Origin of the sequence: Streptomyces sp. NPDC005931 (assembly GCF_042871235.1) — a bacterium.
Taxonomy (GTDB): domain Bacteria; phylum Actinomycetota; class Actinomycetes; order Streptomycetales; family Streptomycetaceae; genus Streptomyces.
In genome coordinates, this window is record NZ_JBIAIG010000013.1 from 155,365 (window position 1) to 178,268 (window position 22,904).

Consider the following 22,904-nt stretch of genomic DNA (forward strand, 5'->3'; position numbering starts at 1 on the left):
AACCGGGACGCGGCCCCGGAGAGGACGGCTCGAAACGGGGAACCCGCGACAGCAGAGGGCGGATTCGCTGATCGCGGGAGGCACGCGTGTCGGACACGGAGCAGGGGACGATCAGGCGCAGGGGGCGCAACGAGACGGAGGAGGAGAGAGCGGACCGGATGTGGCAGGAGCTCATCCAGGAGGTCCGCGTCGCCCAAATGGGCGTGCAGATCCTCTTCGGCTTCCTGCTGACCGTCGTGTTCACACCGAAGTACGGGGACCTGTCCGACACCGACCAGACGATCTACATCGTCACGGTGGTGCTCGGCGCGTGCGCCACCGGGGCGCTCATCGGGCCGGTGTCGCTGCACCGGCTGGTGTCCGGCCGGCGCGTCAAACCGCAGGCGGTGCAGTGGGCGTCCCGGCTGACACTGCTCGGCCTGGTGCTCCTGCTGGCCACCACCTGCGCCTCGCTGCTGCTGATCCTGCGCGTGGCGACCCACGACGACTCCGTGCCGTGGCTGGTCGCCGGAGTGGTCCTCTGGTACCTGCTGTGCTGGTTCGCGCTCCCGATGTGGACCCGTCATCGCCACACCACGCGGTGAGGGGCGGCGGCCCCGGAGCCGCCCCGGGGACCGGAGCGCGGCGGGCTCCCGGTGGCCCGCCGCTCAGCTCCCGGCGAGCACGTTCGCGAGGAAGTCGTCGATGCGAACCTCCTCCTGCCCCGGGGCGACCAGCTCGTGCGTCTCGCGCAGGAACGCCCCGATGGTGTCGGTCCAGGCGAACACCACCGCGTGGTGGCGTCCGCCGTCGGCGCGGGCCTCGCCGAGGAACTCCATCCGCAGCTCCTCCCACATCCCCCGGGACTCCGGCCGCAGCCGTACGTCCCCGATGCCGACCGGGCGGGTGAGGCCGTCGGCGACCATTTCCCGGTCGAGCTGCCAGCGGGCGAGGACGCGTCCGTCGTGGCTGAAGACGAAGGTGACGGCGAACGGGTCGGCGGGGTCGTAGCTGAGGTGGGCGAGCACCGGAAAGCGCTCCGCGACGCCCGCCTGGAGTTCCACCACCAGGGTCTTGTGCACGAAAGAGTTCACGAGAGGGCCTCCGGGAAGTACCGACGTAGAGCCCTCTAGTACCCCGCATCCGCGCAAGATGCTCAGCTCTTCGGGTGAATCGTGGTCAGTCCAGGGCCTCGCGCAGGGCGGGCAGCAGGGTCTTCTCCGACCAGTCCAGGTACTCCGCCTGCGACTCCCCGCCGATCTGGACCAGGGCGATCTCGGTGAACCCGGCCTCCGCGTAGGTCCGGACGGCCTCGACGAAGGCGTCCGGGTCGTCGCCGCACGGGATGGACGCGGCGACGTCGTCGGGGGTGACGAACTGCGTCGCCGACTCGAAGGAATCGGGGTGCGGCAGCTCCGAGTTGACCTTCCAGCCGTTCCCGAACCAGCGGAACTGCGCGTGGGCGCGCTTGACGGCCGTGTCGCGGTCCGGGTCGTAGCAGACCGGCAGCTGGCCGACGCGCGGCTTGCCCGCACCGCCGTGCCGGTCGAACGCGTCCAGCAGCCCGGCCTCGGGTTCGGTGGCGATCACCAGGTCGGCGAGCCGTCCCGCGAGCGCGCAGGACCGCTCCCCGGAGACCGCGATGCCGATCGGCGGCGGCTCGTCCGGCAGGTCCCACAGGCGGGCCGACTCCACGTCGAAGTGCGTGCCCCGGTGGGTGACGTGGCCGCCCTCGAAGAGGGCGCGGATGATTCCCACCGCCTCCTCGAGCATCTCGTGCCGCACGTCCACCGAGGGCCAGCCGCCGCCCACCACGTGCTCGTTGAGGTTCTCGCCGGAGCCGAGCCCCAGTCGGAACCGGCCCTGCGACAGCAGTTGCATCGTGGCGGCCTTCTGCGCGACCACCGCCGGGTGGTAGCGGAACGTCGGGCACGTCACGTAGGTCATCAGCGGTATGCGGGAGGTGGCCTGGGCGGCGGCGCCCAGCACGCTCCACGCGTACGGCGAGTGGCCCTGCGAGCGCAGCCACGGGAAGTAGTGGTCGGAGGTCACCGAGAAGTCGAAGCCCGCCTGCTCGGCCCGCACCGCATGGGCGACGAGCTCACGGGGCCCGGCCTGCTCGGTCATCATCGTGTATCCGATGTGCACCATGGCGACCGGGTCCCCGCCCCGCCGGCCGCGAAAACGGGGATCGCCGCGGGGCGGCCGGGTGGGATCCCGCAGCACGGCCGGCAGCACGGCACGCGATCCCGCACGCGCCGCGCGCGGTCAGCCCGCCGGGCCGGGCCGGAAGGTCCGCAGGAGCGTGCGCAGTGCCTCGGCGTTGCGCGGGTCGTCCCAGTCGGCGGCCGGGGTCGTCCAGCGCAGCGAGAAGCCGCGCCCGCCGCCCAGCAGGAATCCGCGGCCCAAGGTGCGCACGCGGGTTCCGCGGTCCTTGGCGTACCACTCCATGTCGGCGGCCGGGCGGCCCTGATACGTCGTCGCGCGGATCCCGCCGATCCGGTCGTACCCGCCGGACCGCTTCAGGCCCGGCTCCACGGTGTCCCGCCACACGGCCACGGGGTCCGGGCCGACCCGTTCGCTGTAGGTGACCGCGAGCGTGCGCGGATCCCCCTGCGTGCCGAAGGTGACCCGGTAGGCCAGGTCGGACACGCGGTCGGTGTCCAACGGCTCCCAGTCCCCGGGCAGCGCCACCGAGAAGCCCTCCGGCGCCCGGTACAGACGGAAGCCGGCCGGGAGGTCTCCCGTGCCGGAGGGGGACGGCGTGGGCGTCGCGGCGGGGGGCCGGCCGGTGCCGGTGTCCTCCGGCTCGCCGGGCCGTTCCACCGGCCCGGTCCCGTCCGGCGCGGGCGTGGAGGTTGACGGGGTCGGCGCCGCATCGGCGGCGGAGCGGGCGCCGCCGGGCAGCCCCTGCGTCGCGGCGAGCACGGCGACGGCCACGGTGACGACGGCCAGTGTGGTCCCGAGGACCATGCTCCGCCTGCTCCACTCCCGGCCCGCGTACCGGACGGCCGAGTACGCCCCGCGCAGTCGGGGACGCCGCGCCGGGTCCGGGGGTGTCCCGGGATCCTCGTTCACGACCCGGGTGAGCGCCTCGCGGACCACCGGCCGGGTCAGGCGCTCCCGCGCGTCCTTGCGCAGCAGCCCCTGGACGACCTGGGTGAGCGGCCCGGCCCGCACCGGCGTGCGCAGGGGAAGCCGGTCCACCCCGCGCAGCGTGCACTCGCGCCGGCCCCGGTCCCGGAAGGGCGGGCGGCCCTCCACCATCGTGTACAGGACGGCGCCCAGCGCCCACAGGTCGGCCGCGGGCCCGACATGCTCGTCGCGGGCCTGCTCCGGGGAGGCGTACGACGGCGCCGTGAGCCGGGGCGCCAGGGTCGCGCCCGCCAGACCGAATCCGGTGACGACGGCCGGGCCCGCCTGGCGCACGAACACCTGGCCGGGGCTGAGTTCGCCGTGCGTGATGCCGTCGGCGTGCGCCGCGTCCAGCACGTCGAGCAGTTCCAGGCCGAGCCGCGCGGCCCGCACGTGGTTGACCGTGCCCTGTTCGGCGAGGAGCTGCCCGAGCGGCATACCGTCGATCCAGGGCGTCGCGGTCCACAGCGAGCCGCCCTCGTCGACGGCGTCCACCACCGTGGCGATCCGGCCGGGGCACAGGCGCGCCACCCGCTCGGTCGTCCGCAGGACGCGGGAGGCGGCCCGGCGTTCGGCGTCGCGCGTGCCCTCCGGCAGCCCGATCTGCGTCACCAGGCACGGGCGGCCGGTGCGCAGGTCGTCGGCGTACCAGCAGACGCGGTTGGTCTCGCGGTGGATGATCTCGACCAGCCGGTACCGGTCGGCGACCGACCGGTCTGTGGAGACGTGCGCCCTGCCCATGGCCATCCCTCGTCGAAACGCTGCTGCCCGCCTTTCTCACAGGTACGGCGGATCGGGCGGGGTGCGTTCAACGGGATCCCGCTTCGATCCCGGCTTCCGGGCATTTTCCGTCCGTCATCGCCAACGGGTGCGCACGTGTCCGGGGCAAAGCGGTCCTGAGGACTGGTACCGCTCTTCACCTCGGGTGGTTCGCCACGGTCGGCGACCGGTAGGCGGACGGCGATTCCCTGCCGGGCCCGTCACGGAAAGAAATGTCCGGGGCGCCACCTGTGGGTAACCGGCGGTAAAAGGATGTGCGGCGGTGAAGGGCCGAACACCTCCCTCGCGGCCGGAATTCGGCGGTGGGTTCCCGGACGGTCCGGACGCTCAGCGCAGACCGAAGCGGGCCGCCCAGGCGATCACGTCGCCCGTCGTCGCGTTGCCCCCGCACACCACCAGCCCCAGACGGGCGTTCGCACCGACCCGCTCCACCACCCGCCGCGCCGCGGGCAGCAGACAGCCGGCGGCCGGTTCGGCCCACACCTTCGCGTGGTCGGCGAGGTCCAGAGAGCCCCGCACCGCCTCCCGGTCCGCAACCACCAGCACCTCGGTGACCAGCGCCGAGACATGCTCGTACGTCAGCCGCGACACCGCCGGAGCGCTGAGCGTGGAGACGATCGACGACAGCTCGACCGGCACCGGGCCGCCCGCCGCCAGCGCCCTCGACATCGCCTCGGCGCCCTCCGTCTCCACGCCCCAGACCCGCACCCCGGGGCGCCGCGCCCGCAGGGCCGCCGCCACCCCGGAGATCAGCGCGCCGCCCCCGATGCTCACGAGCACGTCGGTCAGCTCGCCGGCGTCGTCGGCGAACTCCAGCCCCACCGTGCCCTGACCGGCGATCACCACCGGATCGTCGAAGGGGTGGACCAGGGTCAGCCCCTCCTGCTGGAGCCGCGTCGTCAGCGCGAACGCCTCGTCCATGGTGCCGGTCAGCCGCACCGACGCGCCGGCCGACTCGGCGATCTCCACGGCCCGCCGCGGCGCCGACCGCGGCATCACCACCGTCGCCTTGACGTCGAGGGCGGCGGCCATGACCGCGAGGGCGATTCCGTGATTGCCGCCGCTCACCGCCACCACCCCGGCGGCCCGCTCGGCGTCGCCGAGCGACAGCAGCTTCGCCGCCGCCCCGCGCGCCTTGAACGAACCGGTGCGCTGGAGCAGCTCCAGCTTCGCCGTCACCGGGACACCGAGCAGCTCCGACAGGCCCGGACTCGGCACGGTCGGGGTGCGCACCACGTGCCCGGCGATCCGCCCGGCCACGGCCTCGATCTGCGAGATCCCGATCACGACAGCCACCTTTCCGGCACGGGAGGTGTGAACCGTGCCGTGACGACCCTGGCCCGCCGGGACGGCCAAGGTCAACACCGGCCGCCCCGGATCCGCGGCGCCCGCCCGTTCGCGCGCCGCGCGCTCACAGGTCCCGCCGGACCAGGAAGTCCAGCAGCGACCGCAGTTCGCCCGCGGCCGTGGTCTCCAGCGGTGCGCCGGAGAGGGCGTCCTCGACGGCGGTGAGGTGACGGTGCGCCTCCGCCAGGGCCGCCCGTCGGCCGCCCGCCTCCTCGATCAGCGCCGCAGCCCGCCCCGGCTCCGCGCCCGTCTCGAGCAGCGCCGTGAGACGGCCGGCCGCCGGGGAGTCCAGGGCGGCCAGGACCGGGAAGGTCCGCTTGCGCTCCCGCAGATCACCGTGCACCGGCTTGCCGGTGACCGACGGGTCGCCCCAGATGCCGAGCACGTCGTCCACGATCTGGAAGGCGACCCCGAGGTGGCGCCCCGCCCGGTCGAGCACGGCGGCGGTCCCGGGCGCCGCACCGCCGAGCACGGCACCCAGCGCGGCCGCGCAGCCCAGCAGCGCGCCCGTCTTGTGCTCGGCCATGACCCGGTACTCCTCCGGCCGTACCCGACGCGGCCCGGTCCAGGGCCGGGCGGCGAACAGCAGGTCGTCCGCCTGCCCGCGCACCAGGTCGTCCAGCGCCGCCGACAGCGCGCGCACCCCGGCCGGGCCGCCCGGCTCGCCCGCGAGCGTCCGCACCGCCAGCGCGAACAGCGCGTCACCGGCGAGCACCGCGGGCCCGGTGCCGTACGCCTTCCACACGGCCGGGCGGCGGCGCCGGGACGCGTCACCGTCCATGATGTCGTCGTGCAGCAGGGAGAAGGTGTGCACCAGTTCCACTGCGACGGCCGCGGCCACCCCGGCCCGCTCGGGAGCGCCGGCTGCCCGCGCGCCGAGCACCGCCAGCGCCTGCCGCACGCCCTTCCCACCGGGCGCCGCGGCCGGGGCGCCGCCCACCTCGCACCAGCCGAGCGCGTACGCCGCCATCTCGCCGACCCAGGGATGCAGCCGCCCGACGGCCTCGGCCAGCGCGGGCCGCACCAGCGCCCGGCAGCGATCGAGCACCTGGGGAACGAGCACCGGGGCCGTGGAGCCGGGGGCGGTCACGGGGTGGCCTCCGCCGTACCGCCGGACGTCAGCCCGAACTCCTCCTGTGCCCGGGCGACCATCTTTCGCGCGTGCCGCAGTCCGATCCGCTCCAGCGTCCGCGCCAGCTCGGCCAGTTCGGCCGCCGTCTCGGTGCGATCGCGCCCCAGCCGGGCCAGCGACTTGGCCAGCCCCAGCCGGGACAGCGCCTCCCCGCGTGGTTCGCCCATGGCCCGGAACTCCCCGAGGGCCTGCTCGTACATCGCGCGGGCCTCCTCATACCGCCCGGCGCGGTACAGGACGTTGCCCCGCATCTTGTGGTTGTAGGCCAGGGCGCTGGACAGCCGCATCGCGCGACACATGGCCTCCGCCTCGGACAGCAGCTCCAGTGCCCGCCCGGTGTTCCCGTCGCGCACGGACACCACGTCGGCGAGTCCGCGCAGCGCCCAGGCGTGCCCGCGCCGGTCGTCGGCCCGCGCGGCGATCTCGGCGGCCTCCTGGAACAGGGCGTACGCGGTGTCGTAGGAACCGGTGTTGCGGTGCATCTGCGCGATGCCCTCCAACGCCCACACCGTGTGCCGTGCCTCCCCGCGCCGCCGGGCCTCGTCCAGCAGTTGCTCGTGCAGTCGGCCGACGGCCTCGTAGTCGCCCTGGATGCGCCCCGTCTCGGCCAGCCCGGCCAAGGAGTAGCCCCGGACGACGACGTCCCCGCCGCGCTCGCCGAGGTCCGCCGCGAGTCCGAGCAGCCGCCGGGCGAGGGGGAACGCGCCGCGCTGCCGGGCGAGGGTGCCGCCGCTCCACAGCGCCCAGGCCATCGCCGCGAGGTCCCCGGCCTCACGGGCCGCGCGGTAACTCGCCTTCCACGCCCGGTCCGCGTCCTCGACCCGGCCCAGCCGGCGCTGTGCCTCGGCCACCGCGAGACCGGAGCGCGCCACCTCCGCGGGCCTGCCGGCCCGTTCGGCGGCTCTCAACTGCTCGGTGCCGGCCGCCAGTACGTCGGTCAGTGAGGAGTTCACCGACAGGGTGGTGAGGGCGCCCTGGTACTCCGGGGCGAATGCCTTGCCGTACATCGATGCCTTTCGGTCCGCGGAGGGACGGTCTCTACGCGCGATGTCCGCATTGCATGTATACGCTGCGTGTATACACGTAACGTATACATGGCGTGTATAGAACGTCCGGGATGCGCCCCGGGCCCGACGGGGGCCGGGGCACCGTCTGTTGCCGATCAAGACGTGGCAGAGGCCGAGGGGGTTGCCCGTGAGGCGCACGTCACGTCACGCCGGATCGGTGCCACTGCGCCCGTCGGGGGGCCTGACCTCGCCGCGGCCGCACGACGCCGTACCCCTCGCCCTGGCGCATCGACCGCACGGCCTCACCGGAACCGTTGTGCCGACGCCGCTTTCAACCGCCGAACAACTGCGTCCAGTACGTGCCTGCCCGGCCCCCTCCGGCGAACCCGACCCCGATGTGGGTGAACTCGGGTCTGAGGATGTTGGCGCGGTGCCCGGGGCTGTTCATCCACCCCTGCACCACCTCGGCGGCCGAGCGCTGACCGCAGGCGATGTTCTCGCCGACCGTGCGTCGCGTGGAACCCGCGGCGGTGGCCCGGTCCCGGGGCCTGCTGCCGTCCGGTGCGGTGTGCGCGTAGAAGTCGCGGGCCACCATGTCGGCGCTGTGCGCCTGGGCGGCGGCGGTGAGCAGCGGATCGGCCCCCAGCGCGGGCAGCCCCGCCCGAGCCCGCTCCCGGTTGGTGAGGCCGATGACGTCGTCGGCCGTACGGGCCAGTCCGTCCGGGCTGAGCGGGCGCGCCCATATCGCCGCCCAGTGGACGTCGCCGTGGGGGCCGCCGGCCGCTCGCGCCAGACCGGCGTGGAGGAAGGCCGGGTCGTGCAGGGTGCGCCGGGACGGCTCGTTGCGCAGGCAGTGGGCGACCAACTCGGCCGGCGTGCGCGGACCGGAGACCAGGTGCTCACCGATCGTCAGATACGCGTATCCGGCGGCGACGACGCGCTGGTAGACGGACACCCCGTCCCGGGTCTCCACCCCGAGGCGTCCCGCCGCCGCCATGGTCGCCGCGTGGGCCCGTGCGGCGGACACCAGCCGGGAATCGAGGACGACCGGCGGTGAACCCCCCTCGGCGCGGGACGAGTTGACCGCCCCGAGGACTCCCTCTGCGTCGGGGGCGCCGTGCCTGCGGGGAGCACCGCCCGCGGGGGGAGCGGGCGATGCCGCGGCAGCACGGGGACGGGCCGTGGTGGGGCGCGTGATCAGCGGAGCGTGGGACGCGGTGCCCGCCGGGCCGGTGTCGGCGGGCTCCCCGTCCACCACGTCCACCCCGAAGTCCCGCGCCAGACCGGCCAGTCCGTCGGCATACCCATGGCCGAGGGCGCGCACCTTCCATCCCTCCCCGCGCCGGTAGATCTCCGCGAGCAGCAGTACGGCCTCCTCCCCCGGGCGCGGCGGACGGAAGCGGGCGAGCGGACGCCCGCCGACGCCGGTCACCTCGAGCACGGGGGAGGGCAGGCCGCTCAGCGGGGTGCCGGGATCGGCGGGGCTGACCGCCACCGTGACCCGGGTGGCCCCGGGGCGCAGCGCCCCGGCATCGACGACGAGGGTGGCGCCGTCCAGGCGGGTGCCGGGGGCCGACGGCTGGTTGTAGAACACGAAGTCGCCGTCGTCGCGGACCGTGCCGCTGTCGTCCGTGATCAGGGCCGACACGTCGAACGGGCCGGGCACCCGCACGGTCACGGTGCCGCCGGGGAGGGGCAGATTGCCGCCGGGGACCAACTCGCTCATCACACCGCCCTGATGTCGTCGTGCCGGACCATGGGGTGATTCGTCCGGACAACGGCCACCGGCCCGCACAGGTTCCCGTGCGCCCGCCCGGCGGTACTCAGCCCCGGGTCGTCCCGCCGGAGACGTCCTCGGACGGCTCCCCGCCGACCGTGGCGCCCCGCCGCGGCGCCGCCCGCCCGCCGCAGAACGCGGCGTCCAGGGTGCCGAGCATCGTGTTCATCACCGCGGCGTTGTTGGAGGTGTTGGCGAGCGCGGTGAGGCTGCGGCGCCCGTCCTTCGAGGCGAACGCGTACGTGTAGTAGCCCTGCACGGCCCCCGTGTGCCCGTACACCGACACCCCGCAGGACAGATCGCGGCGCCGCAGCCCCAGCCCGTACGCCTGGCCGCTGCCGGCCGGCACCCATCGCCGCATCTCCGCCAGGCTCGCGGCGGAGATCAGCCGGCCGCCGAGCAGCGCCGAGAGGAAGGTGTTGAGGTCCCGCGCGCTGGAGATGACGGCGCCCGCGCTCTGCGCCCAGGACGCCGTCTGCTCGGTGGCGTCGACCTGCGCCGCCCCAGGGGGGTCCGGAGTGAGGTAACCCCGCGCGTGGCGGCCGGGGAGCGCGGTGCGGGGATGCACGTAGAAGGTGTCGCGCAGGCCCAGGGGCGTGATGATCCGGGCCCGGTACTCGGTGGCGAGGGAGCGTCCGGTCAACTTCCTGATGAGCATCCCGGCGACGACGAAGTTGGTGTTGGAGTAGCGGTGGGCACCACCGGGTGCGCCGGTCCGGGGATGCCGCAGCGACATCCTCACCAGCTCCCGCAGGGTGAAGACCCGCGTGCGGACCGCCTCGAAGCCGGGTACGGTCCGGGCGAACAGGTCGTCGGTGTAGTCGTACAGCCCACTACGGTGGCTCAGCAGGTGGCGCACGGTGACGCGGTCGTCGGACAGCAGCCCCGGCAGATGGCGCTCGACCGGGGTGTCCGGCGTCAGCTTCCCCTCGTCGACGAGCTGAAGCAGCACCACGGCGGTCATGATCTTGGTGACGCTGCCGATGCGGAAGCGGTCCGTGGTGGCGATGGCCCGTCCGGTGCGCCGGTCGGCGACACCGGTGGCCGCCGTCCCGGAGACGGCGCCGCCGTCGTCGATCCGAGCCAGGGCACCGGGCGCACCCTGCGTCCTGGCCGTGCGCAGCACACGCTCCAGGCTGGCCCGGTCGGGCGCGGGCAGCGCCGTGTCGTCCCGCGCCGCCAGGGGCGCGGCCTCGGCCGGGACCGTCAGGAGGGACAGGGCGGCCACCGCCGCCACGGCTCCCTTGCGCCAGGCAACCGCTGACATCATCGCGCTGTTCTCCCGCCTTCGCCGGCATACCGTCCCATGCGCCCGGGCGGCGCCCGACACCCGTCGATCACCGGGCGCCGCCGATCGGTTCGCCAGCGTATTGCCGCGACACGAGGCCGAATCGGCTCATCGGTGGGAGTGGCGTGGGTGTCCCCGATTCGGAGCACACGGGACTGACGGCACGTCAGGGGAATGGCGTCAAGGGGCGGGATCGGCCCGAGGCCGCCGACTCCGTGGCCAGGCCCCCGTGACAGGTGATCACCACCGCCCTCGTGCGGTCGCCCGCACCACGCCGCAGGCAGCGCCCGGCCATCACGGTGCCTCCCCGGCGGACCGCGAACGCAACCTCGTCCGGCAGCCACGTCCTGCTCACCCGGGCGTGCCCGCCGCGGCGGCGGACACGGCCCGGGCGCCTCAGCGCCTCGGCGTTCGAGTGCCCGAACGTCCCCGCGGAGCGCGCCGACGGGTGGGCACGGTGGGGCGTCGGCCGCCCGGGGCCCGGCACCGGCGCCGGGCCCCGGGCGGCGGTAGGGAAGACTGGATCTCCCAGAGTGGGCACGACACAGGGAGGAACCGCATGACGCGCCCGATCACGGCAGGGATCGACGGAACCGAGGAGAGCCTCGCCGCGCTGTCCTGGGCGGCGAGGGAGGCGGTCCGCCGGGGGCTGCCGTTGCGGGTGGTGCACGCCTGGCGGTTCCAGGCGCACGACGCCGTGGACACGGGGGACGCCGCCGTCCAGGAGCGGTGGGTGCGCGAGTCGGTGGCCGAGGCGGTCCGCGGCATCGGCGAACGCCACCCGGACCTCGACGTCACCACCGACGTCCTGTCGGGAGACGCCGTCGAGACGCTGGTCGGCGCCGCGGCGGACGCGGAGATGCTGGTGCTGGGCTCACGCGGGCACGGGCGGATCGTGGGCTTCCTGGTCGGCTCGGTGGGCCAGCAGGTGATCGTCGAGGCCACCTCGCCCGTCGTGTTCGTCCGGGCCGGGGACAAGCCGGCCGACGAGGTCGCCGGCCACGAGATCGTCGTCGGCCAGCAGGGCGACCCGCGGGACAGCGCCGCCGCGCTCGGCTTCGCCTTCGCGACCGCCGCCGCCCGCGGGGCCACCGTCCGCGCGGTGCGCGCCTGGACCCTGCCGCCCGTGTTCGCCTACAGCCCCGGCTCACTGAGGCTCATGGACGAGGCCGGTGGCCTGGAGCCGTACGAGCAGAAGGCCCTCGCGGCCGCGCTCGCGCCGTGGCGGGAGCGCTACCCGGACGTGCACGTGATCGAGCACGTCGAGATGGGCAGCGCGGGCCAGGTGCTGCTGTCGGTGTCCGGCACGGCCCAGCTGATGGTCGTCGGCCGGCGCGCCCACCGCACCGCCGTGGGGGCCCGGATCGGCTCGGTGGCGCACGGTGTCCTGCACCACGCGGACTGCCCGGTGGCCGTGGTGCCGCACGCCTGAGTCAGTCCACCGGCCCGGCCGTCGTGGGCTGGAGCGTCTCCCGGGCCCTGGGGAGGATGTTCCTGATGTAGTCCTCGACGGCCGTGTCGAGACCGATGTCGTGCTGCGCCCGCTCGGACAGGTACCAGCGGTGTTCCAGGAGTTCGTGGTAGATCTCCGCCGGGTCCATCGCGCCGCGCAGCTCCGGCGGGACGGCCCGCACGGTGGGGCGGAACACCTCGCGCACCCACCGGTGGGCGAGCACCTCGGGGCGGGCGCCGAGGGGGTCGCCGGGGGCGTAGTCGTCCTGGGTGGCCATCCAGCTCTCCAGGTCGTTGAGCAGCCGCCTGGCCTGGTTCTCCTCCGCGTCGAGGCCGGTCAGGCGCAGCAGCTGGCGCTGGTGGTGACCGGCGTCGACGACCTTGGGCACGAAGGTGACCGTGTCGCCGTTGGAGGCGTGCTCGATCTGCATCTCGGCCACGTCGAAGCCCAGGTTGTTCAGCCGCCGGATCCGGCGCTCGATGTGGTGGTACTGGCCCGCCGGGTACACGGAGGTGCGGGTCAGCTCGTCCCACAGTCCGCCATAGCGGGCGCAGATCTCGGTGCCGAAGTCGATCGGGTCGACGGACGGGTGCAGGGCCCCGGACGCCTCCAGGTCCAGCAGCTCGCCGCTGATGTTGACGCGGGCGAGGTCGAGGTCGTACTCGCGCTGGCCCCGGCTCAGCTCCGGGTGCAGGTCGCCGGTCTCGGCGTCCACCAGATAGGCCGCGTAGGCGCCCGCGTCCCGCCGGAACAGCGTGTTGGACAGAGAGCAGTCGCCCCAGGCGAAGCCCGCGAGATGCAACCGCACCAGGAGCACGGCGAGCGCGTCCATCAGCCGGTGCATGGTCGCCGGGCGCAGCGTCGTCTCGAACATCGACCGGTACGGCATCGAGCCGCCGAGGTGCCGGGTGATCAGGACGCTCTCCAGCGGCTCGCCGGAGGTGTCGGTGCGGCCGGTGACCACGGCCAGTGGGTCCACCGCCGGGATGCCGATCCGGTCCAGGCCGCGCAGCAGTTCGTACTCGCGCAGCGCGGGCCGCTCGGCGAGCTCCTTGACGGCGACGATCTCGTCACCGGCGCGCGCGTAGCGCACCACGTGCCGGGAGATGCCGCGCGGCAGCGGCACCAGGTACTTGTCCGGCCACTCCTCCAGCGGCAGGTGCCACGGCAGTTCCAACAGGAGCGCGGGGTGCTCCGGGTTGGTCGCGTTGATCTGCAGTGCCATGGCTCCGAGTGTCCTCGTCTCGCGCGGTGATCGTCACTTCACCCTAGTGCGCCCGCTCGCGCGCCAGAAGGGCCGCCTCCCGCACGGAGCCCCGGTGCAGCGGGCCGTGCCCGGGCAGGAGGAGGTCGCCGTCCAGGCCGGCCAGGACGTCCAGCGAGGCGACCGCGTCCGGGCGGTCGTGGTGGAACATGCCGGGCAGCAGCTGGGGTCCCCGGGTGCGCGAGGTGGGGTGACCGCTCACCAGGGCGTCGCCGGCGACCAGCACGCCGAGGTGGGGGAGGTGGAAGGCACAGTGCCCGTCGGTGTGGCCGGGGGTGGGCACAGGGACCGGGCGGCCCGGCAGATCGAGGGGGGCCGCCGCCCGGTGCTCCGGGAACGGCTCGGGCACCGTGACGGCGACGTCGGCCGTGCCGCCGGAGCGCAGGGCGTGCAGCCCCCAGGGCAGGACGCCCGGGCGCCAGCTGTTGCGCAGCACCTGCCCCACCCCCACCTGGTGCAGGAAGTCCCGTCTGGCGTGGGGGACCTCCGCCTCGTGGGCGTACACCGGGACGCCGTGGGCCGACCGCAGGTGCTCGGCGGATCCCAGGTGGTCGCTGTGGGCGTGGGTGATCAGCACGGCCGTGACCGCCTCCGGTGAACTCCCGACCGCGTCGAGTGAGGCGAGGAGCAGCCCGCGGTCGCCGGGGTAGCCGGTGTCGATCAGCGTGACGGCGTCGCCCTCCGAGAGGATCACCCAGTTGGTGTTCGAGCCGTGCACCAGGTGGGTGCCGTCCGCCACGTGCCGCACATCTGGCCGCATGACCGTCCCGTGTTCCGTCGTCGCCGAGCCCAGGGCATCAGGAAAGCAGAAGATCGGCCGGGGGGTGGTCAGTTCACGCCGCGCGGGCGGAACTGGATGCTGATGCGCGGACCGGTGGCCCGGGTGCTCTTGGGAACGGCGTGCTCCCAGGTGCGCTGGCACGATCCGCCCATCACGATCAGGTCTCCGTGCCCCAGGGCGTGGCGCACGGTGTCACCGCCGCCCGCGGGACGCAGCAGGAGGTCGCGGGGCGCGCCGACGGACAGGATCGCCACCATGGTGTCCTCGCGTGCGCCCCGTCCGATCCGGTCGCCGTGCCAGGCCACGCTGTCCCGGCCGTCGCGGTAGTAGCACAGCCCGGCCGTGGCGAAGGGCTCGCCCAGTTCGTCGGCGTAGTGGGCGCCCAGCGCGTCGCGGGCCTCGGTCAGCACCGGGTGGGGCAGCGGGTCGCCGGCGCGGTAGTACGACAACAGCCGGGGGACGTCCACGACGTGGTCGTACATCTGGCGCCGCTCCGCCCGCCAGGGCACCTCGGCGACGAGGTGCTCGAAGAGCGCGTCGGACCCGGTGAGCCAGCCCGGCAGCACGTCGATCCAGGCGCCCCGGCCCAGCTCGGTGCGGCGCAGCCCGTCGAGCGGGCCGAGCCGCAGCTCGTCGGCCTGGTCGAAGAGCGACCCCTGGAGTGCCGGGGGACGGTGCGTGGTCATGGCTCCAGCGTACCCCTGCTCGAAAATGTGTTCTAGTTCGCTCCCGGCGGTTCCGGACGCCGGGAATTCCGCTCGGGCCCTTTGGATACATCGCCGTATCGGATACATTCGCGTATCGGCCCGGAGGTGGAGCATGGCGGTGGGCGGCACGACCGGGAGGGTCACCAGGCGCCGCGCGCGGACGCGCGCGAACCTTCTCCGGGCTGCGTTCTCCGTGTTCGCGGCCAAGGGCTTCGGGCGGGTCTCGATCGAGGAGGTCTGCGCGGCCGCCGGGTACAGCAGGGGCGCCTTCTACTCCAACTTCACCGGCCTCGACGAGCTGTTCTTCGCCCTCTACACCGAGCGCGCCGAACTGATCGCCGACCAGGTCGCCGGGGCCCTCGCCACGGACGGGTCCGGCCTCGACGTGCCCGCCGCCGTGGACCGGGTCACCGAGGCGCTGCTGCTCGACCGGGACTGGCTGCTGGTGAAGACCGACTTCCTGGTGCACGCCGCCCGCGACCCGGCCGTGGCGGCGAGCCTGCTGGAGCACCGGGCGCGGCTGCGGCGTGCCGTCGCCGACCGGCTGGCCCGGGCCGGCGGACACACCGCGCTGCCCGCCGTCCTGGGCGGCGCCGAGGGTGCCGCGCACGCCGTAATCGCCGCGTACGACGGGGTCACCACCCAACTGCTGCTGGACCGGGACGTCGGACATGCCCGTGCCTGGCTGAAACAACTGCTGACCGCGCTGCTGACGGACGGCAGCGCCGAGCCGCCCCCGCGCGGGCGCGGATGAGGAAGGGACGGTCGCCATGGACGCCGACGTCATCGTCGTCGGAGCGGGTCTCGCGGGCCTGGTCGCGGCCCACGAACTGACCAGCAGGGGCCGCAGGGTCGCCCTGGTCGACCAGGAGAACGCCGCGAACCTCGGCGGGCAGGCCTTCTGGTCCTTCGGCGGGCTGTTCCTCGTCGACTCGCCGGAACAGCGCCGCCTCGGCGTCAAGGACTCCTTCGACCTCGCCTGGAGCGACTGGCAGGGCAGCGCCGGGTTCGACCGGCTCGACGACGAGGACACCTGGTCGGTGCGCTGGGCGCGGGCGTACGTGGAGTGGGCGGCGGGGGAGAAGCGGTCCTGGCTCGCCGGGCACGGCATCAGCTTCCTGCCCACCGTCGGCTGGGCCGAGCGCGGCGACCTGCGTGCCGGCGGGCACGGCAACAGCGTTCCCCGCTTCCACGTCGCCTGGGGCACCGGGACCGGGGTCGTCGAGCCCTTCGTCCGCTACGCGCGGCAGGCCGCCCGCGACGGGCTGCTCACCTTCCACCACCGCCACCGCGTCGACGAGCTGGTCGTCGGCGACGGCGCCGCGCGCGGGGTGCGCGGCACGGTGCTGGCCGAGGACGACGCACCGCGCGGTGTCGCCTCCCACCGCGAGGCGATCGGCTCCTTCGAACTCACCGCGCCGGCCGTGATCCTCACCACCGGGGGCATCGGCGCCGACCACGACACGGTCCGCCGGTACTGGCCCGAGCGGCTGGGCACCCCGCCGCGCGAGATGGTCACCGGGGTGCCCGCGTACGTCGACGGGCGGATGCTCGACATCAGCGCCCGCGCGGGAGTGCGGCTGGTCAACCGGGACCGCATGTGGCACTACACCGAGGGCCTGCACAACTGGGACCCGATCTGGCCCGGGCACGGCATCCGCATCCTGCCCGGACCGTCCTCCATGTGGTTCGACGCCCTCGGCCGCCGCCTGCCCGAGCCCTGCCTGCCCGGCTACGACACCCTCGGCACGCTGAGGCACCTGCGCACCACCGAGGACATCGCCGAGTACGACCACTCCTGGTTCGTCCTCACGCAGCGCATCGTCGAGAAGGAGTTCGCGCTGTCCGGCTCCGAGCAGAACCCCGACATCACCGCCAAGGACCGGGCCGGGTTCCTGCGTGAACGCCTGCTGGGCAAGGGTGCGCCGGGGCCGGTGGACGCGTTCCTGCGCAAGGGTGCGGACTTCGTCACCGCGCCCACCCTCGAGCAGCTCGTCGAGAAGATGAACGCCCTCACCGACAAACCGCTGCTCGACGCCGCGGTGGTCCGCCGCCAGATCGAGGCCCGCGACCGGCAGCTGGCCAACGCGTACAGCAAGGACGCCCAGGTACAGGGCATCCGCAACGCCCGCCGCTACATCGGCGACCGTCTCGGCCGGGTCGCCACGCCGCACCGCCTCCTCGACCCGGCCGCCGGCCCCCTGATCGGCGTCAAACTGCACGTCCTCACCCGCAAGACGCTGGGCGGCATCCAGACCGACCTGGACTCCCGAGCGCTCGGCGCGGACGGCAAGCCCGTCGAGGGCCTGTACGCGGCGGGCGAGGTGGCCGGCTTCGGCGGCGGCGGCGTCCACGGCTACAACGCCCTGGAGGGCACGTTCCTCGGCGGCTGCCTCTTCTCCGGCCGGGCGGCAGGACGAGCGGCGGCACGGCAGACGGGCTGAGCCGGGCGGGGCGCCCGTGCCGCGTGCGCGGTGCGCCCCGCCGCCGTCCCCGCCCCTACCCGTCCAGGAGCCGGGCCAGCACCGCGGCGTGGCTGCGCTCCGGAGTCCTGGAGGCCGTCAGCAGGGTCACGGGGCCCCGGGCCGCCCGTTCCCGCACACGGTCGAGGAGCCCGGCGGGACCGGGCGCGGCCAGCTCCGCCTCGTAACGCCGGCGGAACTCCTCGTAGGACCCCTCGTCCGAGTGGTACCAACGGCGCAGCCCGGTCGACGGGGTGAGCTCCTTCGGCCACTCGTCCACCCGGGCGGCATCCTTCGCCAAACCGCGTGGCCACAGCCGGTCCACCAGGACGCGGACCCCGTCGTCCGGTTCGGGTGGTTCGTACACGCGGCGCACGCGCACGCTCATGTTCGGCCCCTTCCGGTGGTGCACCGCGAGCGTACTTCGGTGGGCCGGGACGGGCACCGTGGGGCGATCCCACTGGAAGGGCCGATTCCGTTCGCTCGGGGCGGGTACTTCGTCCTCCGCCTGACGTCGTGGAGGGAGGCCGCCCCATGAGCCCAGCGGACGAGCTGCCGGTCGTACGCACCCTCGCCGAGCTCACCGACCTGGTCCGGCGCCGACGCGGCCTCTACGTCCGATGGTCGCGGGGTCCGGAGACCGATCTGCGGCACGTGTCCAGCACGGACGACCTCACGGGCGTCCAGATGCCGGGACTGTCCGCCAACCCCCTCGACGTGGAGGACTGGTGGCAGGGCCGGTCGCTGGAGCTGTGGGTGGCCCGCAGACTGCACGACTACGCGCACCTGCCGCACGAGAAGGGCCCCGGCGTACGGCCCTGGGTGCTGGGGGGCAGCGAGGCCGGGCGCGGCCCGGACAACGAGCCGCTGGTCCGTGACGTCCACCCGCTGTGCTGGATCGACACCCGCGTGATCGACGAGGCACAGACGGAAGTGGCCCGCCAGGAGAACCCCTGGGGGCCACTGCGTCGCTCCGGCCGCTGACCTCACGGCCGGCCCGGCCGTGAGGTCAGCGGCCGCCTAACCGGAGGCGCGCCGGGCGCCGACGCGCCTCTTGAGCGCCCGCCGTTCCGTCTCGCTCGTGCCGCCCCACACACCGATGGACTGCCCGGTGTCCAGCGCCCACTTCAGGCACGGCTCCCGGACGGGGCAGCGTCGGCACACCGCCTTGGCCTGCTCCGTCTGGAGCAGGGCCGGGCCGGAGGTACCGATCGGGAAGAACAGGTCGGGGTCCTCGTTCCGGCAGGCCGCGTGGTTGCGCCAGTTGTCCATCGAAGTCACCTGCGATCGGAGTAGATGCGCACCCTTTGGATGCCTTACTCCATTTCGGGTCACCTGTCGATTCCGGGTGAAACAGCGAACCGGGTGGATCGGGTCACTGCTCGCGCATCCCCCAGGGCGAGCCGTAGGCGGTCAGCAGGTCCAGGAAGGGCCGGGCGGGGAAGGCCTCGGGACCGAGGACACCCGCGCCCGACCAGGCGCCGGAGGCGAGCAGTTCCAGGGCGAGGACCGGGTTGACCGCGGTCTGCCACACCACGGCCTGGCAGCCGTACTCCGCCATGGACCACTCGTTGTCGACCACGTGGTACAGGTACACCTCGCGCGGTGCCCCGTCCCGGTCGCCCCGCACCCAGGTGCCCGCGCAGGTCCTGCCGCGCATCCGCCCGCCGAGGGTGGCCGGATCGGGCAGGCAGGCGGCGACGACGTCGCGCGGGGAGACCGCGACCGGCCCGTGCGGACCGGGCACGGTCACCGGGTCGGTGCGGTCCAGGCCCAGCCGGTGCAGCGTCTTCAGCGTCTCGACGAACTCCGTGCCCAGGCCGTACTTGAAGGTGACCCGGCGGGCGTCGATCCAGCGGGGCACCAGTAGCACCTCCTCGTGCTCGACGTTCACGCACTCGACCGGGCCGATGCCCTCCGGGAAGTCGAACACCTCCGGTTCGCTGAAGGGTTCGGTGGTGAACCAGCCGCGACCGGCCTCGTAGACCACGGGCGGGTTGAGGCACTCCTCGATGGTGGTCCAGATGCTGAAGGACGGCGCGAAATCGTGCCCGTCCACCGTGAGGTTCGCGCCGTCGCGGACGCCGATCTCCTCGATCCGGTCGAAGAGCTCGTCGGCGGCGTGGCGGGCGAAGACGTCCGACAGGCCGGGCTCCACGCCCATGCCGACCAGCGCGAGCCGTCCCGCCCCCGCCCAGTCGGCAGCATGCGCGAACTGCTCGTCGCCGAGCTTGACGCCGCACTCCTGGTACGGACGCCCCGGGTGCGGCCGGGACAGCGACATCGCCATGTCGACGTAGTCGGCACCGGCGGCGAACGCGGCCCGGAACAGCGGCATCACGAACCGCGGGTCGGTGGCGTTGAGCAGCACGTCGCAGCCGTGCCGTGCCAGCAGCGACGCCACCCGGGCCTCGTCCGAGGCGTCCACGCGCTCGGCCCGGAACCGGGCGTCGCCGCCGAGCGCCGCGACCGCCGCCTCGGCCCGCACCGGGTCGTGGTCGGCCACCACCATCAGGTCGAGGAACTCCCGCCGGGCCGCGATCCGGGTGACGGCGGTGCCCACCCCACCCGCTCCCACCAGCAGTACACGCATGACCAGCACTCCCTTTTTCTCGCTCGGGAATCGAAAGATGTGCGGGGCCCCGGACGGATACAACGCCGCCAGCCGACATAAGGTCAATGGCGTTGGCATAAGGAGCAGAGGTGAGTGGATGGCGAAGCGTGTGGTGCCCGAGGACGAGCGGCGGCGACGCCGGCCCACCAGGGGCGGGCGGGTGCTGTCCGAGACGCTGATCGTCGAGACCGCGCTGCGCCTGCTGCGCGAACACGGCGGCGCGGGCCTGACCGCCCGCCGGCTCGGCCTTGCCCTGGACTGCGACCCGAGCACGCTCTACCGCTACTTCCGCGGCATGGACGACCTGACTCTGGCCATCGGCGACGCGCTCATCGGCACGGCCCTGCGCGGCTGGGAGCCGTCCGGCCGGTGGCGCGCGGACCTGCGGGACATCGGTCTGCGCATCCACGCGGCCTACCTGGCGCACCCGCAGGCGGCGGTGCTGACCGCGAGCCGCGTCTCGGGGCGGACGAACGAACTGGCCGCCGACGAGGCGGTCCTGGACGTCCTGCGCACGGCCGGTTTCCCCCTGCCCGACACCGTCCGCCTGTACCACGCGTTCATCGACACCACCCTGGCCTTCGCCGCCCTCGACGCCGCGTCCCTGGCGCTGCCCGACGCGGCGCGCCGTGCCGACGAGGACATGTGGCGCTCGACCTACGCCCGGCTGCCCGCCGCCACCCATCCCCGCATCGCCGAAGCGGCCCCCCTCCTGGCCCGCCGCATGGTGACCAGCGCCTACCCGACCGCCCTTGACATGCTCCTGGACAGCGCCGCCGCCCGTCTGGAGCCGAGCGACCGACGGGGGCGGGCCGTGTGACCGGCCCCGCCCCGGACGACCGTCCTCGGGGCGACGCGGCCTCAGGCCCGCAGGGTCTGTGCCGCCGCCGTCACCGCCTCTGCCAGCGCCGCCAGCGCCGGGGAGTCCAGCTTCCACTGCTGCCAGTACAGCGGTGCGTCGACCGCGCGGTCCGGAGCGAAGACGGTGAGGCGGCCCGTACGCAGCAAGGGGTCCGCCTGGGCCTCGGGGACCATCCCCCACCCCAGACCGGCGGCCACGGCCTCGACGAACCCCTCCGACGTCGGCACGTAGTGCCGCCGCGCGCTCGCCTCGGCGCGCCCGCCCGTGAGACGCCGCACGAACCCGTCCTGGAAGTCGTCGCGCCGGTCGAACACCACCACGGGCGCCTGCGGCAGCACCTCCTCCAGCGGCCCGGTCAGATACCGTGCGGCGAACTCCGGCCGGGCCGCGGGCAGATAGCGCATCCGGCCCAGCAGCCGCACCGAGCAGCCCGGCACGGCGTCCGGCGACGAGGTCACCGCCGCCATGACCGTGCCCTCCCGCAGCAGGGCCGCCGTGTGGTACTCGTCCTCGCGGCGCAGCTCGAAGCAGAGCCGTGCCTCGGGCGGAACCCGGGTGAGGCCGGGGAGGAACCACGTCGCCAGCGAGTCCGCGTTCACCGCCACCGACACCCGGGTCGGCTCACCGGCCCCGCTCAGTCCCAGGTCGGCGTACGCGTCCCGTTCCAGCCGGGCCACCTGGCGGGCTAGCCGCACCAGCACCTCGCCCGACTCGGTCGGCCGCACCGGCTTGGTCCGCAGCAGCAGCACCCGTCCCGTGCGCTGCTCCAGCGCCTTGATCCGCTGGCTCACCGCGGACGGCGTCACGTGCAGGGCGGCCGCCGCCGCGTCGAACGTGCCCTCGTCGACCACCGCGAGCAGGGTCCGCACCTGCTCCAGTGGAAGGTCTGCCATCACATCGGCTAATGCTACGTAAGAATCCTTAGCTGTACTGCACAAGGGCCGCTGATTAGCGTCGGGGCCATGACCAGCGCACTCACGACGGCCGCCGCCGGATTCGGCACCGGCCTCTCCCTCATCGTCGCCATCGGCACCCAGAACGCCTTCGTCCTGCGACAGGGCGTCCGCCGCGACGCCGTGCTCGCCGTCGTCGGCATCTGCGCCCTGTCGGACGCGGCGCTCATCACGCTGGGTGTCGCCGGGGTGGGTGCGGTGGTGGTGGCGTGGCCGGGGGCGCTGACGGTGGTCGGCTGGATCGGCGGCGCCTTCCTGCTGGGGTACGGGGCGCTGGCCGCCCGCCGGGTGTTCCGGCCGGGCACGGCGGGGCTGCGGACGGAGGGGGACGCGGCGGGCTCACGGCGCCGGGCCGTACTCACCTGTCTGGCGATGACCTGGCTCAACCCGCACGTGTACCTCGACACCGTGTTCCTGCTCGGCTCGGTCGCCGCCGACCACGGCCCGCTGCGCTGGACCTTCGGCCTCGGTGCCGCGCTGGCCAGCGTCTGCTGGTTCGCCGCGCTCGGCTTCGGCGCCCGGCTGCTGAGCCGCCACCTCGCGCGCCCGGCCGCCTGGCGGGTGCTGGACGCCCTGGTGGCAGCCACCATGATCGTCCTCGGTCTCTCGCTCGTCGCCGGCGCCTGAGGCGGGGCCGCCCCACCGGGGCCGTCTACAGCGCGCTGCGCCGGTGCATCGCGTACTGCTCCATCAGCTTGCCCCGGGTCATCTCGAGCCGGTGCGCGAGGATCTCGGCGACGCAGCGCACCAGGGTCAGGCCGAGCCCGGGATCCTCCTCGCAGAGCCGGAGCACGGCCGCGGCGTCGAACTCGTAGGCGCGCACCGGGCTGAAGGCCACGGCGCCGAAGTCCCACTGGTGCGGCGGGAACAGCCACGACCAGCCCAGCAGGTCGCCGGAGCCGAGACTGGCGACGGTCACCCGGTGCAGGGTGTTGACCTGCTGGTCCAGGGAGACGGCACCGGAACGGATGACCCAGAAGCGGTCGGCCGTGCCCCCCGCCTCGAAGATCCGGGCGTCCTCGGGGAAGGACACCTCCCGGGCGAGCGTCATCAGGCGCTGCCGCTGGGGTGGGGGGAGTGCGGTCAGGAGTTTGATCGCTTTGGTCATGACGCGGGGCTCCTCGCCGGGCATGCGGGTCGGTGTTCCGGTGCTGTCCCTACGCCCATTTCAGCCGTTTCCGGGGCCCGGGGCACCTCGGCGTCCGGCACTTCCTCCGGGCGGCGCCCCGCCGGGCGCCGGGTGACTCGCGTGCAGGCATGAAAAAGCCCTGGCTGGACGGGGGAAACCAGCCAGGGCGGCAAGCGGTGGTGTACGGAGGACCGTGTGTCGACCCCGTCACCACGTATGCATGAACGATAAACC

Annotated in this window: 23 protein-coding genes; 7 read left to right on the top strand and 16 right to left on the bottom strand. The window is 74.0% G+C overall.

Going from position 1 to position 22,904, the window contains the following annotated elements:
- Nucleotides 1-86 precede the first annotated feature (86 nt).
- A complete protein-coding gene (locus tag ACFYOV_RS26720; protein WP_389091577.1) occupies nucleotides 87-584 on the top strand; it encodes a DUF6328 family protein in 498 nt (165 codons plus the stop codon).
- 63 nt (nucleotides 585-647) lie between these two features.
- On the opposite strand, the gene ACFYOV_RS26725 is transcribed toward ACFYOV_RS26720, so the two are convergent.
- The 8 genes from ACFYOV_RS26725 to ACFYOV_RS26760 form a co-directional block, all read right to left on the bottom strand.
- Nucleotides 648-1,073: an SsgA family sporulation/cell division regulator gene (locus ACFYOV_RS26725; protein ID WP_389091579.1), complete on the bottom strand. Its 426-nt coding sequence runs from the start codon at nucleotides 1,071-1,073 to the stop codon at nucleotides 648-650.
- Nucleotides 1,074-1,158: 85 nt separating this feature from the next.
- Complete coding sequence (locus tag ACFYOV_RS26730) at nucleotides 1,159-2,130, bottom strand: LLM class F420-dependent oxidoreductase (protein ID WP_389091582.1); 972 nt, start codon at nucleotides 2,128-2,130, stop codon at nucleotides 1,159-1,161.
- Between the two features lie 117 nt (nucleotides 2,131-2,247).
- Nucleotides 2,248-3,855, bottom strand: coding sequence for a serine/threonine-protein kinase (locus ACFYOV_RS26735; protein WP_389091584.1), 1,608 nt, complete (start codon nucleotides 3,853-3,855; stop codon nucleotides 2,248-2,250).
- A 366-nt stretch (nucleotides 3,856-4,221) separates the two neighbouring features.
- Nucleotides 4,222-5,181 (bottom strand): threonine/serine dehydratase, encoded by a 960-nt coding sequence (locus ACFYOV_RS26740; protein WP_389091587.1) that lies wholly within the window; start codon nucleotides 5,179-5,181, stop codon nucleotides 4,222-4,224.
- Nucleotides 5,182-5,305: 124 nt separating this feature from the next.
- Complete coding sequence (locus tag ACFYOV_RS26745) at nucleotides 5,306-6,331, bottom strand: polyprenyl synthetase family protein (RefSeq protein ID WP_389091589.1); 1,026 nt, start codon at nucleotides 6,329-6,331, stop codon at nucleotides 5,306-5,308.
- Nucleotides 6,328-7,380, bottom strand: coding sequence for a tetratricopeptide repeat protein (locus ACFYOV_RS26750; protein WP_389091592.1), 1,053 nt, complete (start codon nucleotides 7,378-7,380; stop codon nucleotides 6,328-6,330). The genes ACFYOV_RS26745 and ACFYOV_RS26750 overlap by 4 nt, the downstream gene beginning before the upstream one ends.
- 331 nt (nucleotides 7,381-7,711) lie before the next feature.
- A complete protein-coding gene (locus ACFYOV_RS26755; protein WP_389091595.1) occupies nucleotides 7,712-9,106 on the bottom strand; it encodes a CAP domain-containing protein in 1,395 nt (464 codons plus the stop codon).
- Nucleotides 9,107-9,203: 97 nt separating this feature from the next.
- A complete protein-coding gene (locus ACFYOV_RS26760; RefSeq protein WP_389091597.1) occupies nucleotides 9,204-10,427 on the bottom strand; it encodes a serine hydrolase domain-containing protein in 1,224 nt (407 codons plus the stop codon).
- Between the two features lie 577 nt (nucleotides 10,428-11,004).
- On the opposite strand from ACFYOV_RS26760, the gene ACFYOV_RS26765 reads away from it, so the two are divergent.
- Nucleotides 11,005-11,877, top strand: a complete 873-nt coding sequence (locus ACFYOV_RS26765) for a universal stress protein (protein ID WP_389091600.1) — start codon at nucleotides 11,005-11,007, stop codon at nucleotides 11,875-11,877.
- A 1-nt stretch (nucleotide 11,878) separates the two neighbouring features.
- Here the strand turns inward: ACFYOV_RS26765 and ACFYOV_RS26770 are convergent, their stop codons facing one another.
- The 3 genes from ACFYOV_RS26770 to ACFYOV_RS26780 form a co-directional block, all read right to left on the bottom strand.
- Nucleotides 11,879-13,123, bottom strand: a complete 1,245-nt coding sequence (locus tag ACFYOV_RS26770; RefSeq protein WP_389091602.1) for a DUF4032 domain-containing protein — start codon at nucleotides 13,121-13,123, stop codon at nucleotides 11,879-11,881.
- Nucleotides 13,124-13,166: 43 nt separating this feature from the next.
- Entirely contained in the window at nucleotides 13,167-13,922 is a 756-nt protein-coding gene (locus ACFYOV_RS26775) for an MBL fold metallo-hydrolase (RefSeq protein ID WP_389091605.1), read from the bottom strand.
- A gap of 68 nt (nucleotides 13,923-13,990) precedes the next feature.
- Nucleotides 13,991-14,629 carry an alpha-ketoglutarate-dependent dioxygenase AlkB gene (locus ACFYOV_RS26780; protein WP_389091607.1) on the bottom strand — a complete coding sequence of 213 codons (639 nt, stop codon included), beginning with the start codon at nucleotides 14,627-14,629 and terminating at the stop codon, nucleotides 13,991-13,993.
- A gap of 133 nt (nucleotides 14,630-14,762) precedes the next feature.
- On the opposite strand from ACFYOV_RS26780, the gene ACFYOV_RS26785 reads away from it, so the two are divergent.
- Nucleotides 14,763-15,404 carry a TetR/AcrR family transcriptional regulator gene (locus tag ACFYOV_RS26785; protein WP_389091610.1) on the top strand — a complete coding sequence of 214 codons (642 nt, stop codon included), beginning with the start codon at nucleotides 14,763-14,765 and terminating at the stop codon, nucleotides 15,402-15,404.
- 16 nt (nucleotides 15,405-15,420) lie between these two features.
- The gene (locus ACFYOV_RS26790; RefSeq protein WP_389091612.1) at nucleotides 15,421-17,094 is read left to right on the top strand and encodes an FAD-binding dehydrogenase; all 1,674 of its coding nucleotides are present in this window, start codon (nucleotides 15,421-15,423) and stop codon (nucleotides 17,092-17,094) included.
- Nucleotides 17,095-17,149: 55 nt separating this feature from the next.
- Here the strand turns inward: ACFYOV_RS26790 and ACFYOV_RS26795 are convergent, their stop codons facing one another.
- Nucleotides 17,150-17,500: a DUF488 domain-containing protein gene (locus ACFYOV_RS26795; RefSeq protein WP_389091615.1), complete on the bottom strand. Its 351-nt coding sequence runs from the start codon at nucleotides 17,498-17,500 to the stop codon at nucleotides 17,150-17,152.
- A 146-nt stretch (nucleotides 17,501-17,646) separates the two neighbouring features.
- On the opposite strand from ACFYOV_RS26795, the gene ACFYOV_RS26800 reads away from it, so the two are divergent.
- Entirely contained in the window at nucleotides 17,647-18,096 is a 450-nt protein-coding gene (locus ACFYOV_RS26800) for a DUF6098 family protein (protein ID WP_389091617.1), read from the top strand.
- Between the two features lie 36 nt (nucleotides 18,097-18,132).
- On the opposite strand, the gene ACFYOV_RS26805 is transcribed toward ACFYOV_RS26800, so the two are convergent.
- Complete coding sequence (locus tag ACFYOV_RS26805) at nucleotides 18,133-18,384, bottom strand: WhiB family transcriptional regulator (RefSeq protein WP_389091620.1); 252 nt, start codon at nucleotides 18,382-18,384, stop codon at nucleotides 18,133-18,135.
- A gap of 103 nt (nucleotides 18,385-18,487) precedes the next feature.
- Complete coding sequence (locus tag ACFYOV_RS26810) at nucleotides 18,488-19,705, bottom strand: saccharopine dehydrogenase family protein (RefSeq protein WP_389091622.1); 1,218 nt, start codon at nucleotides 19,703-19,705, stop codon at nucleotides 18,488-18,490.
- Nucleotides 19,706-19,823: 118 nt separating this feature from the next.
- On the opposite strand from ACFYOV_RS26810, the gene ACFYOV_RS26815 reads away from it, so the two are divergent.
- Nucleotides 19,824-20,546: a TetR/AcrR family transcriptional regulator gene (locus tag ACFYOV_RS26815; RefSeq protein WP_389091625.1), complete on the top strand. Its 723-nt coding sequence runs from the start codon at nucleotides 19,824-19,826 to the stop codon at nucleotides 20,544-20,546.
- Between the two features lie 41 nt (nucleotides 20,547-20,587).
- Here the strand turns inward: ACFYOV_RS26815 and ACFYOV_RS26820 are convergent, their stop codons facing one another.
- The gene (locus ACFYOV_RS26820; protein ID WP_389091627.1) at nucleotides 20,588-21,481 is read right to left on the bottom strand and encodes a LysR family transcriptional regulator ArgP; all 894 of its coding nucleotides are present in this window, start codon (nucleotides 21,479-21,481) and stop codon (nucleotides 20,588-20,590) included.
- A gap of 69 nt (nucleotides 21,482-21,550) precedes the next feature.
- Here ACFYOV_RS26820 and ACFYOV_RS26825 point away from each other — a divergent pair, with 69 nt between their 5' ends.
- Nucleotides 21,551-22,168, top strand: a complete 618-nt coding sequence (locus ACFYOV_RS26825) for a LysE/ArgO family amino acid transporter (RefSeq protein WP_389091631.1) — start codon at nucleotides 21,551-21,553, stop codon at nucleotides 22,166-22,168.
- A gap of 25 nt (nucleotides 22,169-22,193) precedes the next feature.
- Here the strand turns inward: ACFYOV_RS26825 and ACFYOV_RS26830 are convergent, their stop codons facing one another.
- Entirely contained in the window at nucleotides 22,194-22,649 is a 456-nt protein-coding gene (locus ACFYOV_RS26830) for a cyclic nucleotide-binding domain-containing protein (protein WP_389091633.1), read from the bottom strand.
- Nucleotides 22,650-22,904: the final 255 nt, after the last annotated feature.

Excerpts from the sequence above, each read along its gene's own strand:
- ACFYOV_RS26730 (WP_389091582.1), bottom strand. The coding sequence starts at position 2,130 with ATGGTGCACATCGGATACACGATGATGACCGAGCAGGCCGGGCCCCGT.
- ACFYOV_RS26735 (WP_389091584.1), bottom strand. The coding sequence starts at position 3,855 with ATGGGCAGGGCGCACGTCTCCACAGACCGGTCGGTCGCCGACCGGTAC.
- ACFYOV_RS26750 (WP_389091592.1), bottom strand. The coding sequence starts at position 7,380 with ATGTACGGCAAGGCATTCGCCCCGGAGTACCAGGGCGCCCTCACCACC.
- ACFYOV_RS26755 (WP_389091595.1), bottom strand. The coding sequence starts at position 9,106 with ATGAGCGAGTTGGTCCCCGGCGGCAATCTGCCCCTCCCCGGCGGCACC.
- ACFYOV_RS26760 (WP_389091597.1), bottom strand. The coding sequence starts at position 10,427 with ATGATGTCAGCGGTTGCCTGGCGCAAGGGAGCCGTGGCGGCGGTGGCC.
- ACFYOV_RS26765 (WP_389091600.1), top strand. The coding sequence starts at position 11,005 with ATGACGCGCCCGATCACGGCAGGGATCGACGGAACCGAGGAGAGCCTC.
- ACFYOV_RS26770 (WP_389091602.1), bottom strand. The coding sequence starts at position 13,123 with ATGGCACTGCAGATCAACGCGACCAACCCGGAGCACCCCGCGCTCCTG.
- ACFYOV_RS26775 (WP_389091605.1), bottom strand. The coding sequence starts at position 13,922 with ATGCGGCCAGATGTGCGGCACGTGGCGGACGGCACCCACCTGGTGCAC.
- ACFYOV_RS26780 (WP_389091607.1), bottom strand. The coding sequence starts at position 14,629 with ATGACCACGCACCGTCCCCCGGCACTCCAGGGGTCGCTCTTCGACCAG.
- ACFYOV_RS26785 (WP_389091610.1), top strand. The coding sequence starts at position 14,763 with ATGGCGGTGGGCGGCACGACCGGGAGGGTCACCAGGCGCCGCGCGCGG.
- ACFYOV_RS26790 (WP_389091612.1), top strand. The coding sequence starts at position 15,421 with ATGGACGCCGACGTCATCGTCGTCGGAGCGGGTCTCGCGGGCCTGGTC.
- ACFYOV_RS26795 (WP_389091615.1), bottom strand. The coding sequence starts at position 17,500 with ATGAGCGTGCGCGTGCGCCGCGTGTACGAACCACCCGAACCGGACGAC.
- ACFYOV_RS26800 (WP_389091617.1), top strand. The coding sequence starts at position 17,647 with ATGAGCCCAGCGGACGAGCTGCCGGTCGTACGCACCCTCGCCGAGCTC.
- ACFYOV_RS26805 (WP_389091620.1), bottom strand. The coding sequence starts at position 18,384 with ATGGACAACTGGCGCAACCACGCGGCCTGCCGGAACGAGGACCCCGAC.
- ACFYOV_RS26810 (WP_389091622.1), bottom strand. The coding sequence starts at position 19,705 with ATGCGTGTACTGCTGGTGGGAGCGGGTGGGGTGGGCACCGCCGTCACC.
- ACFYOV_RS26815 (WP_389091625.1), top strand. The coding sequence starts at position 19,824 with ATGGCGAAGCGTGTGGTGCCCGAGGACGAGCGGCGGCGACGCCGGCCC.
- ACFYOV_RS26820 (WP_389091627.1), bottom strand. The coding sequence starts at position 21,481 with ATGGCAGACCTTCCACTGGAGCAGGTGCGGACCCTGCTCGCGGTGGTC.
- ACFYOV_RS26825 (WP_389091631.1), top strand. The coding sequence starts at position 21,551 with ATGACCAGCGCACTCACGACGGCCGCCGCCGGATTCGGCACCGGCCTC.
- ACFYOV_RS26830 (WP_389091633.1), bottom strand. The coding sequence starts at position 22,649 with ATGACCAAAGCGATCAAACTCCTGACCGCACTCCCCCCACCCCAGCGG.